The sequence below is a fragment of the Pseudoalteromonas sp. NZS127_1 genome (assembly GCF_015864295.1).
Taxonomy (GTDB): Bacteria; Pseudomonadota; Gammaproteobacteria; order Enterobacterales; family Alteromonadaceae; genus Pseudoalteromonas; species Pseudoalteromonas arctica.
Genome location: NZ_JADYXO010000023.1, coordinates 42833 through 58350 on the forward strand (window position 1 = coordinate 42833; position 15518 = coordinate 58350).

At 40.0% G+C, this 15518-nt stretch carries 19 protein-coding genes; 13 read left to right on the plus strand and 6 right to left on the minus strand.

Annotation, left to right across the window (positions count from 1 at the left end):
- The first annotated feature begins 68 nt into the window (after positions 1-68).
- The 5 genes from I6F50_RS17175 to I6F50_RS17195 all read left to right on the plus strand — a co-directional run bounded on the left by I6F50_RS17175 (position 69) and on the right by I6F50_RS17195 (position 3547).
- On the plus strand, positions 69-1520 hold the full coding sequence (locus I6F50_RS17175) for a TrkH family potassium uptake protein (protein ID WP_007584186.1): 1452 nt from the start codon (positions 69-71) through the stop codon (positions 1518-1520).
- Between the two features lie 44 nt (positions 1521-1564).
- The gene (locus I6F50_RS17180) at positions 1565-2224 is read left to right on the plus strand and encodes a flagellar brake protein (protein WP_007584185.1); all 660 of its coding nucleotides are present in this window, start codon (positions 1565-1567) and stop codon (positions 2222-2224) included.
- Between the two features lie 465 nt (positions 2225-2689).
- Positions 2690-2902, plus strand: a complete 213-nt coding sequence (locus I6F50_RS17185; protein ID WP_004335175.1) for an EF-hand domain-containing protein — start codon at positions 2690-2692, stop codon at positions 2900-2902.
- A gap of 139 nt (positions 2903-3041) precedes the next feature.
- Positions 3042-3254 carry a calmodulin gene (locus I6F50_RS17190; RefSeq protein ID WP_004335174.1) on the plus strand — a complete coding sequence of 71 codons (213 nt, stop codon included), beginning with the start codon at positions 3042-3044 and terminating at the stop codon, positions 3252-3254.
- A 77-nt stretch (positions 3255-3331) separates the two neighbouring features.
- Positions 3332-3547 (plus strand): EF-hand domain-containing protein, encoded by a 216-nt coding sequence (locus tag I6F50_RS17195; protein ID WP_007584177.1) that lies wholly within the window; start codon positions 3332-3334, stop codon positions 3545-3547.
- 81 nt (positions 3548-3628) lie between these two features.
- On the opposite strand, the gene trkA is transcribed toward I6F50_RS17195, so the two are convergent.
- From trkA to def, 4 genes are all read right to left on the minus strand, one after another.
- On the minus strand, positions 3629-5005 hold the full coding sequence (gene trkA, locus I6F50_RS17200; RefSeq protein WP_004335170.1) for a Trk system potassium transporter TrkA: 1377 nt from the start codon (positions 5003-5005) through the stop codon (positions 3629-3631).
- Positions 5006-5091: 86 nt separating this feature from the next.
- Positions 5092-6387, minus strand: a complete 1296-nt coding sequence (gene rsmB / locus I6F50_RS17205) for a 16S rRNA (cytosine(967)-C(5))-methyltransferase RsmB (RefSeq protein WP_024593219.1) — start codon at positions 6385-6387, stop codon at positions 5092-5094.
- The gene (gene fmt, locus I6F50_RS17210) at positions 6380-7333 is read right to left on the minus strand and encodes a methionyl-tRNA formyltransferase (protein WP_010555158.1); all 954 of its coding nucleotides are present in this window, start codon (positions 7331-7333) and stop codon (positions 6380-6382) included. Before fmt ends, rsmB begins: the two co-directional genes overlap by 8 nt.
- A 24-nt stretch (positions 7334-7357) precedes the next feature.
- Positions 7358-7861, minus strand: coding sequence for a peptide deformylase (gene def, locus I6F50_RS17215; RefSeq protein ID WP_007584168.1), 504 nt, complete (start codon positions 7859-7861; stop codon positions 7358-7360).
- Positions 7862-7979: 118 nt separating this feature from the next.
- Here def and I6F50_RS17220 point away from each other — a divergent pair, with 118 nt between their 5' ends.
- The 6 genes from I6F50_RS17220 to hemF all read left to right on the plus strand — a co-directional run bounded on the left by I6F50_RS17220 (position 7980) and on the right by hemF (position 12927).
- The gene (locus I6F50_RS17220; protein WP_197176784.1) at positions 7980-9098 is read left to right on the plus strand and encodes a LysM peptidoglycan-binding domain-containing protein; all 1119 of its coding nucleotides are present in this window, start codon (positions 7980-7982) and stop codon (positions 9096-9098) included.
- 31 nt (positions 9099-9129) lie between these two features.
- The gene (dprA, locus tag I6F50_RS17225; RefSeq protein WP_197176795.1) at positions 9130-10221 is read left to right on the plus strand and encodes a DNA-processing protein DprA; all 1092 of its coding nucleotides are present in this window, start codon (positions 9130-9132) and stop codon (positions 10219-10221) included.
- A gap of 1 nt (position 10222) precedes the next feature.
- A complete protein-coding gene (locus I6F50_RS17230; protein ID WP_010555161.1) occupies positions 10223-10696 on the plus strand; it encodes a DUF494 family protein in 474 nt (157 codons plus the stop codon).
- A gap of 114 nt (positions 10697-10810) precedes the next feature.
- The gene (locus I6F50_RS17235) at positions 10811-11386 is read left to right on the plus strand and encodes a type I DNA topoisomerase (protein WP_197142489.1); all 576 of its coding nucleotides are present in this window, start codon (positions 10811-10813) and stop codon (positions 11384-11386) included.
- Positions 11387-11411: 25 nt separating this feature from the next.
- The gene (locus I6F50_RS17240) at positions 11412-11975 is read left to right on the plus strand and encodes an L-threonylcarbamoyladenylate synthase (RefSeq protein ID WP_197176798.1); all 564 of its coding nucleotides are present in this window, start codon (positions 11412-11414) and stop codon (positions 11973-11975) included.
- A gap of 1 nt (position 11976) precedes the next feature.
- The gene (gene hemF / locus I6F50_RS17245) at positions 11977-12927 is read left to right on the plus strand and encodes an oxygen-dependent coproporphyrinogen oxidase (protein WP_197176799.1); all 951 of its coding nucleotides are present in this window, start codon (positions 11977-11979) and stop codon (positions 12925-12927) included.
- A gap of 63 nt (positions 12928-12990) precedes the next feature.
- Here hemF and I6F50_RS17250 read toward each other — a convergent pair whose 3' ends face one another.
- Positions 12991-13428 (minus strand): group II truncated hemoglobin, encoded by a 438-nt coding sequence (locus tag I6F50_RS17250; RefSeq protein WP_166421949.1) that lies wholly within the window; start codon positions 13426-13428, stop codon positions 12991-12993.
- A gap of 53 nt (positions 13429-13481) precedes the next feature.
- Between I6F50_RS17250 and aroE the strand changes: the two genes are divergently transcribed.
- Entirely contained in the window at positions 13482-14306 is an 825-nt protein-coding gene (gene aroE / locus I6F50_RS17255; protein WP_197176801.1) for a shikimate dehydrogenase, read from the plus strand.
- The gene (locus tag I6F50_RS17260) at positions 14303-14557 is read left to right on the plus strand and encodes a DUF1488 family protein (RefSeq protein WP_197176803.1); all 255 of its coding nucleotides are present in this window, start codon (positions 14303-14305) and stop codon (positions 14555-14557) included. Before aroE ends, I6F50_RS17260 begins: the two co-directional genes overlap by 4 nt.
- Here the strand turns inward: I6F50_RS17260 and I6F50_RS17265 are convergent.
- On the minus strand, positions 14546-15094 hold the full coding sequence (locus I6F50_RS17265) for a gamma carbonic anhydrase family protein (RefSeq protein ID WP_197176812.1): 549 nt from the start codon (positions 15092-15094) through the stop codon (positions 14546-14548). The genes I6F50_RS17260 and I6F50_RS17265 overlap by 12 nt on opposite strands.
- Positions 15095-15518: the final 424 nt, after the last annotated feature.

Consider the following 15518-nt stretch of genomic DNA (forward strand, 5'->3'; position numbering starts at 1 on the left):
ACTGACCCTATTTAATTTGGTTGATACTACTCAGCCTGAATTTACTAATAATAAAAGCGACAAGCTAAATGCAATTTCGTACCATCATAAAAATTCTTGGCCAACTTGTTGCGCTGTTTAGTATTACCATGGTGCCTCCGGCACTGGTGTCTTTAATATATAAAGACGGTGGTGGTGTTCCTTTTGTTTTAGCATTTATCTTTAGTGTTGTTATTGGCATGATGGCTTACTACCCAAACCGCCATGAAAACGGTGACTTAAAAGCACGTGAAGGCTTTTTAATTGTTGTTTTGTTTTGGCTGGTACTTGGGGCGTTTGCGTCCTTGCCGCTTATATTTTTACAAGAACCTAATTTATCGCTCGCCGATGCGGTGTTTGAAGCATTCTCTGGCTTAACAACCACCGGCGCTACAGTACTTACCGGTATTGAGTACTTACCTAAGTCGGTGTTGTTTTATCGCCAGCAACTCCAGTGGTTTGGCGGTATGGGTATAATCGTACTCGCTGTCGCTATACTCCCCATGCTAGGTGTTGGTGGTATGCAGTTATATCGCGCTGAAATACCTGGGCCTGTAAAAGATTCCAAAATGACCCCGCGAATTGCCGATACAGCAAAGCACCTTTGGTATATTTATGTGTCACTGACTATTGCTTGTATGCTGGCTTATTGGGCAGCCGGGATGGAGTGGTTTGATGCGATATGTCATGCATTCTCAACGGTCGCGATAGGTGGTTTTTCTACTTATGATGCTTCTATGGGGCACTTTGACAGCCCTGTAATTAACTTTATTTGTGTGTTCTTTTTAATTATTGCCGCTGTTAACTTCTCCCTGCATTACGCCGCAGTGGCCAGTCGTAACATACAAGTTTATATTCGAGACCCTGAGTTTAAGGTGTTTTTGTGTATTCAATTAGCGCTGGTGGTTATTTGTTTTACCGTACTTTCCTCTAATGAAATATTTGCTAATGGCGATGAAACCCTCGATCAGGCATTATTTCAAGCTGTTTCTATGAGTACAACAGCAGGCTTTGCTACGGATAACTTTTCAACATGGCCTTTGTTTTTACCTATTTTACTTATATTTTCGAGCTTTATTGGTGGTTGTGCAGGCTCTACCGGTGGTGGTATGAAAGTAGTGCGCGTGTTCTTACTTTACTTGCAGGGTGTGCGTGAGCTTAATCGTTTGGTGCACCCACGGGCTATATATTCAATCAAGCTGGGTCGAAAGGCGTTGCCAGACAAAGTAGTAGAAGCCGTGTGGGGATTTTTCTCTGCGTATGCGTTGGTGTTTATTATTATTATGTTAGCGCTTATGGGCACGGGTATGGATAACATAACTGCGTTCTCAGCCACTGCGGCTTGTTTAAATAACTTAGGTCCAGGTCTGGGTGATGTAGCATCGCATTATGGCGCTATAACCGATGGTGCTAAATGGTTGCTTACCATTGCAATGGTGTTTGGTCGTTTAGAAATATTTACTTTATTAGTGCTATTTACGCCTACTTTTTGGCGTGGATAAACGAGCGGCTTAAGTTTTAAATTACGAACTATTGGGAAAGGGATATGCCAACAAATTTAGAAAAGCTAAAGCATATAAGTGTAGGCAGCTTAGTCGACCTAGAAATATTAACACCTACAAGCAGTAAGCGTGTTAAAACTGAATTAGTTGGTTTACTCGATAAACAGTTTATTATTTTAAATTATCCCAATGCAAAGCGTTTACCTGCGGCGAGTGACTATTTACGTGATGGCGTAATGGTTGTTGTAAGAGCGCTTATTGAAGGTAGTGGTGGGCAAGTTATTGCGTTTCGCCAGCAAATTATGTCGGTAGCCTCTCATCCCGCTAAACTCGTGTTTATAAACTTTCCAAAGCAAGTGCAGTTATTTGCGCTACGCTCACAAACACGCATACCTACCTTATTACCTGCAAAGCTAAAGCTAAGTGACGATAGGGTACTTGAAGGCCTTATTAAAGACATTTCACTCACTGGTGTAATGTTTGATATTAGAGGCGATCAGCAAGTTGAAAGTATTAAAGATATGCAATGCACTGTCGTACTTAATAGCAGTGATAAAGATTTTGAAGGTGAAATTTGCAGTGTTAAAGAGCATGCCGCAGGCGTGCACTGTGGAATTAAGCTACTAGCAAGCGAGGATGAAATGAAAGCCTTTATGAAAGAGCATTTTATAGACCCTTCTGCGCTTGAGCCTACCGTTGAATAAATAGGTTTTCGCTTATTTGCAACAAAAAGGCATTTTATGTCAGTATTTATAAAATGTTTTTTCTCTCTTTCACAATTAAAATTATTATTTAAATAAAACAATTGATTACGTATTGTTTTTTACAGCTTGTTTTTTGTTATTAAAGCTACCTCGTTAAAATTTATCTCAATTATTATTTTAAATCCCTCCTTTTAAAACCGTACATTTAAAAATGTATCTTTTTATATAAACATAACTATATGTTTTTAATGACTTTAATATCATCTCTTTAAAACGTGTTGCTAAAGGGCAACAATAACTATTCTAAAAACGCCTTCTTGTTGTACGTTTTATATTTAACTTATTGAAAATTAATAGCTTTTAAATGTTGGCATCTAAGTTGTAATAGTCTAAGTGTACTGAACGAAATCGTGATTCAAAGTGAAATACTTAATCGCACACACATAAATTTGAAGGATACATATTATGAAAAGCATTAATAAAACTTTAGCACTTATCGCTATTGCATCTTCTTCAGCCGCTTTTGCTGCAACAGATTTTGACACACTGGATGTAGACGGCAGTGGCACAATTAGCCAAGCAGAAGCATCAGTAGATGCAAAGCTAATGAGCATGTTTTCTGAGCTTGATACTGACCAAAATGGTGAGTTATCAAAAGAAGAATTTTCAGAAGCTTAATTAAAAAGTATTTATCCTGAGTTGCCAAAGACACCTAAGTAGGCAAGGGAGCTTACGAAAGAGGATAACAAGGAAGTGAAAAATTACGTTTTAAGTTAAACGAAGCAATTTTTTTGATAGAACATTGAAGGATTAAGTTATGAAACATTTAAATAAAGCATTAGCACTTATAGTACTAGCATCTTCTTCCGCTGCATTTGCAGCATCAGATTTTGACAGCCTTGATATCGATGGTAGCGGCACAATTAGCCCAAGCGAAGCGGCAGTCGATACAGATTTAATGGCTGAATTTATTGAGCTAGATACCGACGGTAGCGGCGAGCTTTCTAAAGAAGAATTCGCTAATTACTAATTAATCTTTTCAGATTAAACATTTTTCACAGTCAGGGATCTTTGAAAAGGACTTCCCATATTACTAGGAATATTATTATGAAAACATTAAATACAACACTTGCAGTTATCGTTTTAGCATCTTCATCAGCAGCATATGCCGCAGTAGATTTTGCCTCTTTTGATGCAGATGGTAACGGTGCTATTACAATGGAAGAAGCGAAGGTTAACCCTCAGCTTGTAAAGATTTTTGATGATTTGGATACTGATGGTAATGGTGAAATCTCTAAAGAAGAGTTTTCAAAAGTACAGTAATCAATATTTAAGCATACTCCATTAAAGCCGCCTTAATCAGCGGCTTTTTTGTGTATTAAATTAACTAATTAGAGTAACTAGTTAAAGGAATATAGCACTTACTTGGAATAGTTTTTCTACAACGGTAATATGTTTTTTGTCGATTAAAAACATGATGACATGATCGCCCGACATAATAATTGTATCATCGTGAGCTATCAACACATCGTCATTACGTACTATTGCCCCAATGGTTGTACCTGCAGGAAGTTTTATGTCGGCAATCGCACGACCAACCACTTTAGATGTGTTTTCATCACCATGAGCAACCGCTTCAATGGCTTCTGCTGCGCCTTTACGCAGTGAATACACGTTAACAATATCACCACGGCGTACGTGCGTTAATAACGCTGATATAGTTGCTTGTTGTGGCGATATGGCAATATCTATTTCGCCGCCTTGTACCAAATCAACGTAAGCTCCACGTTGAATAAGTACCATGGTTTTTTGTGCGCCCATACGTTTTGCAAGCATGGCCGACATAATGTTTGCTTCATCGTCGTTGGTTACGGCAATAAATACATCGACTTGTTCAATATGCTCTTCTGAGAGCAGTTCTTGATCAGATGCGTCACCACAAAAAACGACCGTGTTATCGAGCATTTCTGAGAGTTGCTCGGCACGTTCTTTACTGCGTTCAATTAGTTTAACGGTGTGATTTTTTTCAAGTGAGCGGGCAAGGCCTGCTCCAATGTTACCGCCACCAGCTATCATAATTTTTTTGTACGAACGCTCAAGTTTTTGTAGCTCGTTCATTACTGCGCGTATATGTTTTGTAGCGGCAATAAAGAATACTTCGTCATCGGCTTCAATAACGGTGGTACCCAGTGGTTTTATTGCTTTACCTTGACGATAAATAGCAGCAACACGAGTCTCTACATTAGGAATATGTTCTTTAAGTGCAGATAACGCATAACCTACTAATAAACCCCCATAGTAAGCTTTTACGGCTACTAACGAGAGCATGCCATCAGCAAACTGCAATACTTGCAGAGCACCAGGGTAGTCAATTAGACGGCGAATATACTTAGTGACCAGTGCTTCGGGAGCAATGTAATGGTCGATAGGTAAATCATCGTTTTGAAATAGTTTTTCACGGTATTTTAAATATTGCTCCGAGCGAATACGGGCAATTTTAGTGGGCGTTTTAAAAATACTGTACGCCACTTGGCATGCAACCATATTCACTTCATCTGAACTGGTTACCGCTATAATCATATCGGCATCTTCAGCGCCTGCACGGCGTAATACATCAGGATGCGCACTGTGGCCCATAACCCCTTGTAAGTCGTACTTATCTTGAAGTTCACGTAATCGGTTACCGTCTATATCAACAACGGTAATTTCGTTTTGTTCGCCAACTAAGTTTTCAGCAAGCGTAGCACCAACTTGCCCGGCACCGAGTATAATTATTTTCATTATTTACCCGTGGTATTGATCATAATTTAATTAAAAAAATAGCCATTTAATGTTTCATAAATGGCTAACTATTTAGTGTACGGCTATTAGGCTTTTTTAACTAGCTTAGCGTAATAAAATCCATCACTTTCACCGGGCAGTAACTGCAAACCAGGAGTTGTTACGGTATCATTTTCGTGTAGAGGTATATGTTCTACATCATCGTTATTAGCTAAAAACTTAGCAACTTGCTGTTGGTTTTCTTGTGGAAGAACCGAACACGTAGCATATACCAATGTGCCACCTGGTTTTAACAGTGGCCAAATGCTATCAAGAATATCGTTTTGTAACTTAGATAAGTCTTCGATATCTGATGCGCGACGTAACCATTTTATATCAGGGTGACGGCGAATTACGCCAGTGGCTGAACAAGGCACATCAAGCAAAATACGATCAAATAATTTTTCGTCCCACCAAGTATGTGGTTGTGAGGCATCGCCACATTGAAGGTCTGCACCTAAGCCAATACGCGTTAAGTTTTGTTTAACGCGTTCAAGGCGAGTTGAGTCGCTATCAAGTGCAAGTACATCAGCATCAGCAAGCTCTAATATATGACACGTTTTTCCGCCAGGTGCTGCACAGGCATCTAAAATATAGTCATCTGCTTTAGGTTCTAAAAAGCGGGCTGCCAACTGTGCTGCAGCATCTTGTACTGAACATGCACCTGTATCAAACTCAGGCAACGAAAATACATCACGTGGTTTGGCAAGCTTAATCCCATCAATAAAGTCAGGGTTTAAGGTGTGTTCAATATCATTAGCGCTAAGCATGTCGCTGTACTCTTGCGTGCTAAATTGTGCTTGGTTTACACGAAGCCACATTGGTGCTTGTTGCTGGTTTTCTTCAAGTAGTGCTTCCCAGCTATCTGGGTAGGCTGTTTGCACCTGTTTAATAAACCAATTTGGATGGTTGTATAAACATACCGGAATAAGCTTCGCTTTTTCTTCAAGCTCTGCTTGTTGGCGCTGAAAACTACGTAAAATGGCGTTTATCAGCCCTTTTAATCCTAAAGCGCGCAGTTGAGCCAGTGCGTTTACAGTTTCTGAAATTGCAGCATGTGGTGGTACGCGCATATGCTGCAGTTGATAAATACCTACGTATAATAAAAACTGAAATATTCTACGTTTACCTTTTAATGGCTGCTCTACTAAGTGTTGGCAGTAATTTTCAAGGCTAGGTAAGTAGCGTAAAACGCCATAACAAATTTGCTGTAGCAACGCTTTATCTTTAGGCGGCAAGCCTTGGCTTGCAAATGGAAGTTCTTGATTAAGCGATGCGCCTTTATCAACTACGTTATATAAAGTTTCAGCGGCCAGCGCTCGTACGTTTGGAACATTACTCATTGTTTTCGCCTAATATTGTGCCAGGGGTAACCCAGTCACTACGACCATTTAAAAAGTCGTTAATTGCCATTGGTTTTTTACCTTGCGGCTGTAATTGCGTAATACATAAGGCATGTTCGCCACACGCCACTACTACGCCATTTTTGTCGCTTGATAAAATTTGCCCAGGATCACCTGATTGCAGCACAACCTGCGCTTGATAAATCTTTACTGTTTGCCCACCCATTTGGGTAAAGCACACTGGCCATGGATTAAAAGAGCGAATGTTTCGCTCAATTTGCAGTGCACTCATTGACCAATCGATATTAGCTTCCTCTTTAGAAAGCTTTTTAGCGTAGTTAGCAAGTTCATCATTTTGAGGCTCAGGGGTGATCTCGCCATTAGCTAATTTATTAATGGTTTCAATTAACGCGTCTGGACCTAGCTCAGCAAGCTTTGTATATAAACTAGCGCTAGTTTCTGTCGTGCTAATAGGGCAGCGACTTATATGTAACATATCGCCGGTATCTAGCCCTTCATCCATTTGCATTATTGTTACGCCGGTTTGTTCATCACCTGCCCAAATTGCGCGTTGAATAGGTGCAGCGCCGCGCCAGCGCGGTAATATAGAGCCATGCACATTTAAACAACCCAAACGTGGGGCTTCTAATATAGCTTTAGGTAAGATTAAGCCATACGCTACAACAATCATAATGTCGGCATTTAAGCTTGTTAGCTCTGCTAGTGCTTCATCATTTTTTAATGACTGTGGCTGAAAAACCGGTAAGTTGTGCTCAAGCGCTAGCGCTTTCACTTCACTGGCTTTTAATTTTTTACCACGACCTGCAGGGCGATCTGGCTGGCTATATACACCCACTATTTGGTGTTCGCTTTGTATCAGCGCTTGTAAATGACGTGCTGCAAAGTCCGGCGTACCGGCAAATATAATGCGTAATGGTTGAGTCACTGAGTTTTCCTAAGGTACTTATTACTAATCTGCAAATTTAGCTTCTTTTTCAAGCTTTTTACGAATACGTTGGCGCTTTAATGGAGATAAGTAATCAATAAACAGCTTACCTTGAAGGTGATCTAGTTCGTGTTGAATACAAATAGCCAGTAATTCATCTGCATCTAGTACAAACTCTTCACCGTTTTCGTTAAGTGCAGCGACTGTTACTGTTTCAGCGCGGTCTACTTTTGCATACGAGTTAGGTACTGATAAACAGCCTTCTTCGCTAACGGTAGAGCCGTCTTTTTTAATGATTTGTGGATTAATTAATACCAGTGGCTCGTCGCGCTCTTCTGATACATCAATAACAACGATTCGTTGATGAATATCTACTTGCGTGGCCGCAAGTCCAATGCCATTTTCATCGTACATTGTCTCTAGCATGTCTTTTACAATTTGGCGTACTGTGTCGTCAACTTGTGCAACATCTTTTGCTATAGTACGTAAACGTTCATCTGGAAATCTTAAAACTTCTAACCTAGCCATAGTTACCTTTTTCACTTGTGCTTAATTTAGGGTATTGTATGCTCTTATTTTAGCCATTCGCGTTCACCTTTAACAGGTTTTGGGCAATAATAATGAAAAAACAATACAAGGAAGCTCAATGAAATCTCCATTACTTGCAATCATGCTTACGTTAAGCGCTGCGTTCCCCGCAGTTGCTGACGTACTTAAAATAAAAAAAGATGCACCAAAACAGTATGTTGTAAAAAAAGGCGATACACTTTGGGATATTTCTGGCATCTATTTAGATGAGCCTTGGCTATGGCCTGAACTTTGGCAAATGAATCCACAAATTGACAACCCGCACCTAATTTACCCCGGTGATGCATTAGCGCTGATATACGATGCAGATGGAAACCCACGTTTAGTGATTAATAAAGGATATAGAAAGCTATCTCCTCAGGGTCGTATTACACCAAAAGGGCGTAATGCTATTACTACTTTGCCGCTTGAAATGATCAAACCGTATATCAGTTACGAGCAAGCAATGAATAGTGACGATATTAAAGGCAAACCTTATATTTTAGGTGCTAACGAAAATACTAAAACACAAACGTTAGGCCATATTTTATATGTTAAAGGCGACTTACAAGTACATAAAGCATATGCCATTTACCATAAAGGTGACCCTTACACCGATTTAACTGGTGAAGTGTTAGCAACGCGTGCATCTTACGTGGGTATCGCACGTGCGTTTAGAGCGGGTGATGAACACAATGGCGTGCCTTCGTCATTACGTGTTGAATCTGTTAAACGAGAAATTCAGCAAGGCGATTTTTTAATGCCGGCAATGGAAGGTCAAATGCTTCCTGCGTACTTTAATATTCACCGTCCTTCTGAGCCTGTAACAGGGAATATTATTGCTTCCCCACGACAAGTTAGAGAATTCAGCACAATGGATGTTGTAGTGCTAAACTTAGGCAGTGAACAAAACATAGAAGCGGGTCATGTATTAGATCTAGAACGTCAATCGCCAACGGTTATTGATGGTCCTCGTGGCCCTCGTTACCCAGAAGATTCTAGTAAATACGAGAAGCTTTTATCTGATGTGAGCCAATTATTTGGTGATGAGTCTGACGAAGAGAGCACAACGTGGACTATGCCTAAAGAAAAAGTTGGCGAGCTAATTGTCTTTAAAGTGTATGACAAAATAAGTTATGCATTAATAACTAAAAACCAGCACCCAATTCGCATTGGAGATATTGCAGTTATTCATTAAGAAGTAGCGAGTCGGTGCTCTAGGAGAGAGCATGGATCAGTCATCTGGCAAGCTAGCCCACTGGCTTGCCTTTTATATGTGTAAAGGGTTGGGTATAAAAACCCTTTTAGCATTATCTACACATTATTCCCTTGGGTCGTTATTCGACCTACCCCATGACAAGCTTTTACAGCTTGGATTAACTGCTAATCAAGCGAGTAATTTACTTAACACTAATTGGCAGCAAGTAAATCATTATGAGCAATTAATTGCGCAGCAGGGCATTACCGTAGTCTGTATTTTTGATGCGCTCTATCCTGAGGATCTCCGACAGATTGCCAGTGCGCCTTTATTACTATTTTGTAGGGGAGATGTCTCGTTATTATCTACTCCACAAATTGCAATTGTAGGAAGTCGTAATGCCACACCTACCGGGCTTGAAATAGCATCAGAATTTGCATACGAGTTAACTTTAGCGGGTATTACAGTTACCTCAGGTATGGCACGGGGAATAGATGGAGCAGCACATAAGGGCTCTCTTGCTGGTACGGGTAAAACCATAGCGGTGCTTGGTACTGGGGTTGATATTTACTACCCTAAACGCCATAAACTATTAACAGACCAAGTTTTAGAAAGCGGCCTGTTGGTGAGTGAGTTTTTACCAGGGGCAGCTGCTCATGCGCATAACTTTCCGCGCCGAAATCGTATTATTTCTGGGTTATCGTTGGGAGTGCTTATTGTTGAGGCTGAAATTAAAAGCGGTTCGTTAATTACAGTACGTTATGCGCTTGAACAAAATAAAGAGGTGTTTGCAGTACCGGGTTCTATTAAAAACCCGTTAGCGCAGGCAAGTCACTTTTTAATAAAGCAAGGTGCTAAGCTGGTAGAAAACGTGGCTGACATTCTTGATGAGGTGAGTTTTACTTACGACAATAATGTATGTAACAAAGAGCAGCCTATTCAGGCAAATTCTCAATGCGAAGTGTTAAATAGTATTGGCTTTGAAGTCACCAGCGTAGACGACATTGTACGTCGCGCACAGTGGCCAGTAGACAAAGTGCTCGCGAGGTTGCTCGATTTAGAATTAGACGATCAGATTGAGCGAGTGTTAGATGGTTATATTAAGTTGAGCGCAGGAAGGTAATATGTTTGATATTCTTTTATATCTTTTTGAAAATTACATTCATAGCGAAGCGGATATATTTGCAGAGCAAAATGAATTAACCGATGAGCTACTGCGCGCGGGCTTTAATAAGCCTGAGATATTTAAAGCACTCGATTGGTTAGAGCAACTCGCCGATTTACAACACAGTGACGAGTCTCCTTATCTTATTACTAACCCTAAAGATGCTGTGCGTATATTTACCGATAGTGAATGCCAAAGGCTCAGTGCTGAGTGTCGTGGCTTTTTAATGTTTATTGAGCAAATAGGCGTAATTAACAATGTAACTCGTGAGATGGTAATGGACTGTTTAGCCTCACTAGATAAACCAACCATAAGCCTAGAAGATTTAAAATGGATTGTACTTATGATTTTGTTTAATGTTCCTGGCTCTGAAGAGGCATATGAGCAAATGGAAGATTTGATTTTTGATGAACCCAGCGAACTTCTTCATTAGAGATAATTATCTTAATTGTACTCAAATTACTTAAACGGATAAGCACGGCATTGCTTGTATCTTTAAGTGGTTTGGGTATATTAGGCGAAAATTCACTAACCTATTAGGATCACCATGAGTAAAATCGACCATTCGCTTTTCTCGGCGAACAAGCACGCCCTCGAAAAAGAATACGAGATATGCCCACAGTGTGGTTCAGAGTTAGTGATCCGCAATAGTAAATCAGGCCCTTTTTTAGGATGCGCAAGTTATCCCAAATGCGATTTTATTAGGCCGTTGGCACATCACGATAGTAACGAAATTAAAGTTCTTGAAGATTCAGCATGCCCTGAGTGTAGCAAACCGCTGGTGGTTAAAAATGGGCGCTACGGTATGTTTATTGGGTGTACGGGATATCCAGAGTGCCATTACATTGCTAACGAAAATGAAGAAAAACAAAGCGAAGACACTTTGCCAAGTTGCCCTAAATGCAAAAAAGGTCATTTAGTCGCGCGCAGTAATAAATTTGGTAAAGTATTTTATTCTTGTGATTGCTATCCAAGTTGTAAATACACACTTAATAATAAACCGGTTGAACACCCGTGTCCTGAATGTAACTGGCCCATAGTCATAGAGAGAAATATGGCAAACGGCACATTATTGCAATGCCCACAAAAAAGCTGCATGCATAAGCTCACCCCAACTGAATAACGTTTAATTATATCTGGAGACTACTTTGTCAGACCTTTCAAATACGCCCACTGCAATAACATGCTTAACGCAAGGCGAAGTTATTTTATACCCAACAGAAGCTGTATATGGTTTAGGTTGTGATCCAGATAATCAACAAGCCGTTGAGGCACTATTAGCTATTAAGCAGCGCCCGGTTGAAAAAGGACTTATTTTAATTGCTGATAACTACGGACAATTATTAAAATACGTAGATGATGCAAAAATACCAATGGATAAACGCGCTGATATTTTTTCGAGTTGGCCTGCTGCAATTACATGGGTTATGCCTGTATCTAAAAATACGCCTAAATGGCTCACAGGGCAGTTTGATACCATTGCAGTAAGAGTAACAAACCATCCAACAGTAAAACGTTTGTGCCAAGAGTTTGGTAAGCCACTAGTATCAACCAGTGCAAACTTAACCGGTCAAGAAACAGTAATTAGTATTGAGCAAGCCAAAGCGCAATTTGCAGAACAAGTTGGCTTTTACGTTGACGAGCCGTTAGGTGGTAATACTCAACCAAGCACAATAAAAGACGCCATGACTGGCAAAATATTTAGAGGTTAATATGCAAAGCGAATTATTAGATCAAGTAAAAGCATACTTTATGGCTTTGCAAGACACTATTTGCCAAGGTTTGGAGGCTGCAGATGGCAGTGCTAAATTTATAGAAGATAACTGGCAGCGAGCAGAAGGTGGTGGTGGTCGCACACGTGTAACCACAAATGGTACTGTAATAGAGCAAGGCGGAGTTAATTACTCACACGTATTTGGCGCTTCAATGCCAGGTTCGGCAACAGCACATAGACCAGAGCTTGCAGGGCGCAGCTTTCATGCGTGTGGTGTGTCGTTAGTTATTCACCCTAAAAACCCTCATGTACCAACAAGTCATGCCAATGTGCGCTTTTTTATAGCCGAAAAAGAAGGCGAAGAGCCAATATGGTGGTTTGGTGGCGGGTTTGATCTCACTCCTTTTTATCCAGTATTAGAAGACGTACAACATTGGCATCAAGTTGCTCACGACATTTGTGCGCCTTTTGGCAGCGACGTTTATCCAAAATACAAAACCTGGTGCGACGAGTACTTTTATTTAAAGCACAGAGATGAGACTCGCGGAGTGGGCGGTTTGTTCTTTGACGATTTAAACGAACTTGGTTTTGAAAAGAGCTTTGCGTTTATGCAATCGGTTGGTAACGGCTTTTTAGATGCTTATATACCTATTATTGAACGTCGTAAAAATGATGAATACACAGAGCAACAACGTGATTTTCAGCTTTATCGTCGCGGACGCTACGTTGAGTTTAATTTAGTATGGGATAGAGGCACTTTATTTGGATTACAAAGTGGCGGACGCACAGAGTCTATATTAATGTCTATGCCACCACTCGCACGCTGGGAATATAATTATAAACCAGAGCCAAGTAGCCCAGAAGCTAACCTATATCAGTACTACTTACGCCCGCAAGAGTGGCTAACTAGTCAACCAAGTGAGCTGATAGCCAGAGAATGGCAATTATAATAATTATACAGTAATCAAAATGGCGCTAATTAGCGCCTTTTTGCATTGTGGCTAAATACAAATTTAATGCTGGTTAATCATGTGCGTTGCTAGTTGAGAGAATGATTGCTTTAAGCCTTCACGTAACAACGGGTTGTCTATTTCTATATCCAGCGTTTTATTCATGCAATACATCCACTGATCGCGCAATGCTTTATCTACAGTAAAAGGCATATGGCGTTTACGTAGCATTGGCTGGCCATGTTTTTCTGTAAATAGGTTTGGCCCGCCTAACCAACCAGATAAAAATTCAAAAAATACTTGGCGAATTCGATCTAATGGCAGAGGATGCATATCATATAACGGTTTAGCGTATTCATCTGACTCCATTATGTCGTAGAATCGATTGGCAATAGCGCGCGCTCCTTTTTCTCCACCTATTATTTCGTACGGTGTTTTTTCAGGAGTAGGAGCCTGTTGTTCGGGAGCTGGCTTAGATTTAGAAAAAAGTCGTTTAATCATATTACTTATCATCGTTAATAGGCAGTATATAGCTGCAAAGAGGTTGCTTTAAAATGGACAAATATGCGGTTTTTGGAAATCCAATTAAACATTCAAAATCCCCCGCGATACATAAACAATTTGCTGTATCACTGGGTGAGCAAATCGACTATCGCGCAATATTAGCACCTATCGATAACTTTGAAAAAACAGTATCGTCTTTTTTTGAGCAAGGTGGTGTTGGCGCTAACGTTACAATGCCATTTAAAGAGCAAGCCTATGCAATGGCTGATGAGCTTACGCCATTAGCTAAAATTGTAGGGGCTGTTAATACATTAAAAAAACGAGATGATGGCACATTACTCGGTGATAACACAGATGGTGTCGGTTTTGTTAACGATTTACTTGCTAATAAAGTAGCTATTACTAACAAGCGTATTTTAATTATTGGCGCGGGCGGTGCAGCTCGAGGCGTTATTTTACCTTTGCTAGAGCATAACCCTCAGGAAATAATAATCGTTAATCGCACAGCACAAAAAGCTAAAGAACTCGCAGAGCTATTTACTCAATACGGACCTGTATCTGGCTTTGGCTTTAATGATTTACCAGTAAGCGATTACTCACTAATTATAAACTCTACATCTAGCAGTATGAATGATGAGCTTCCAGCACTTGATGAAAAACATATAACTAATTGTGAAGTTGCTTATGACATGTTTTATTCACTGCAAAATACTATTTTTATGAACTGGATTGCACAGCACAATATTAACGCTAAGCTTTTAGATGGCAGCGGTATGTTAGTGGGCCAGGCTGCTCAAGCCTATTATGTATGGCGCAATAAAATGCCAAAAATACTTCCTGTAGTTGATGCACTAAAACAAGGGGCGCTTAAATGAACCAAGCAATACAATTTATAGATAGGCTAGAATTTAGAGAGCCCGATCATCAGTTAGTATTCTTTGCACAAGTTAGTGGCATGCTGGTGGAGTGTGTAATAGAAGTAAATAAACTTAAATTAACAGACGAAAGCCATGCAACAGAGTATTTTGAAAAGTACCGTTTTGATTACGAAGAGCGTGCCGAGGAGCTTATCGAAGAAGAAAGTTACAACTCGGCAGGTCAGATAGAAGTAAGCTTATTGCTCTAAGTTAGCTATTTCAGCTAAATACTCATCTTTAAGCGATACGTAGTTATCGGCAGATATTTTTAAAAAGGCAAGTTCTTGGTCTGTAAGAGGGCGAGCTTGCTTAGCTGGGCTTCCTACATATAAATAGCCAGACTCTAAACGCTTGTTTGGAGGCACTAAAGAACCTCCTCCAATAATAACATCGTCTTCAACAACAACGTTGTCCATAATAATAGCGCTCATACCCACAAGTATACGATCTCCTAGTACGCATCCGTGTAGCATTACCTTATGACCAACAGTTACATCGTCACCTATAATAAGTGGGTAACCATCAGGATTGCTTTTAGTTGCACGAGATAAATGCAATACACTGCCATCTTGTATATTTGTACGCTCACCAATACGTATATAGTTAACATCGCCACGTGCAGCTACTAATGGCCACACACTACTATTATCACCTAAAGTAATGTTACCAACCAAAACCGATGAATCATCAACATAAACAGACGCATTAAATGAAGGAGTAACACCTTTATAAGAACGAATTGCCATAGTTAGTACCTTTTAGATCATGATTATTAGTATTTGAGTGTATCAGCAAGGTGATTTTTGTACCATACAGTGCACTGTTTGGTTACAAAACTATCAGTTTCGGGGTGTTTAGTTCAGATACTAACCGAACAGCATCTTTTTTTACTTTTTCTTTAAAAAAGTGCTTGCGTAAAAATATGATCTCCCTATAATGCGACCCCACTGAGACGGGAAACGCCAACGCATAGCGAGGCACGAACTACCTCAGAGAGTTAAATAAAACTTCGGTTTTAAATCTTCCAAAAAGAAAATTTAAAACTAAGTGTTGACTCGAAAAATAAAGGGTGTATTATTCGCATCCCTTGAGACGCTAAAGCGACTCAAAACGTTCTTTAACAATATAAAGCAATCATCTGTGTGGGCACTCGTACAGATTGAGTTCTAA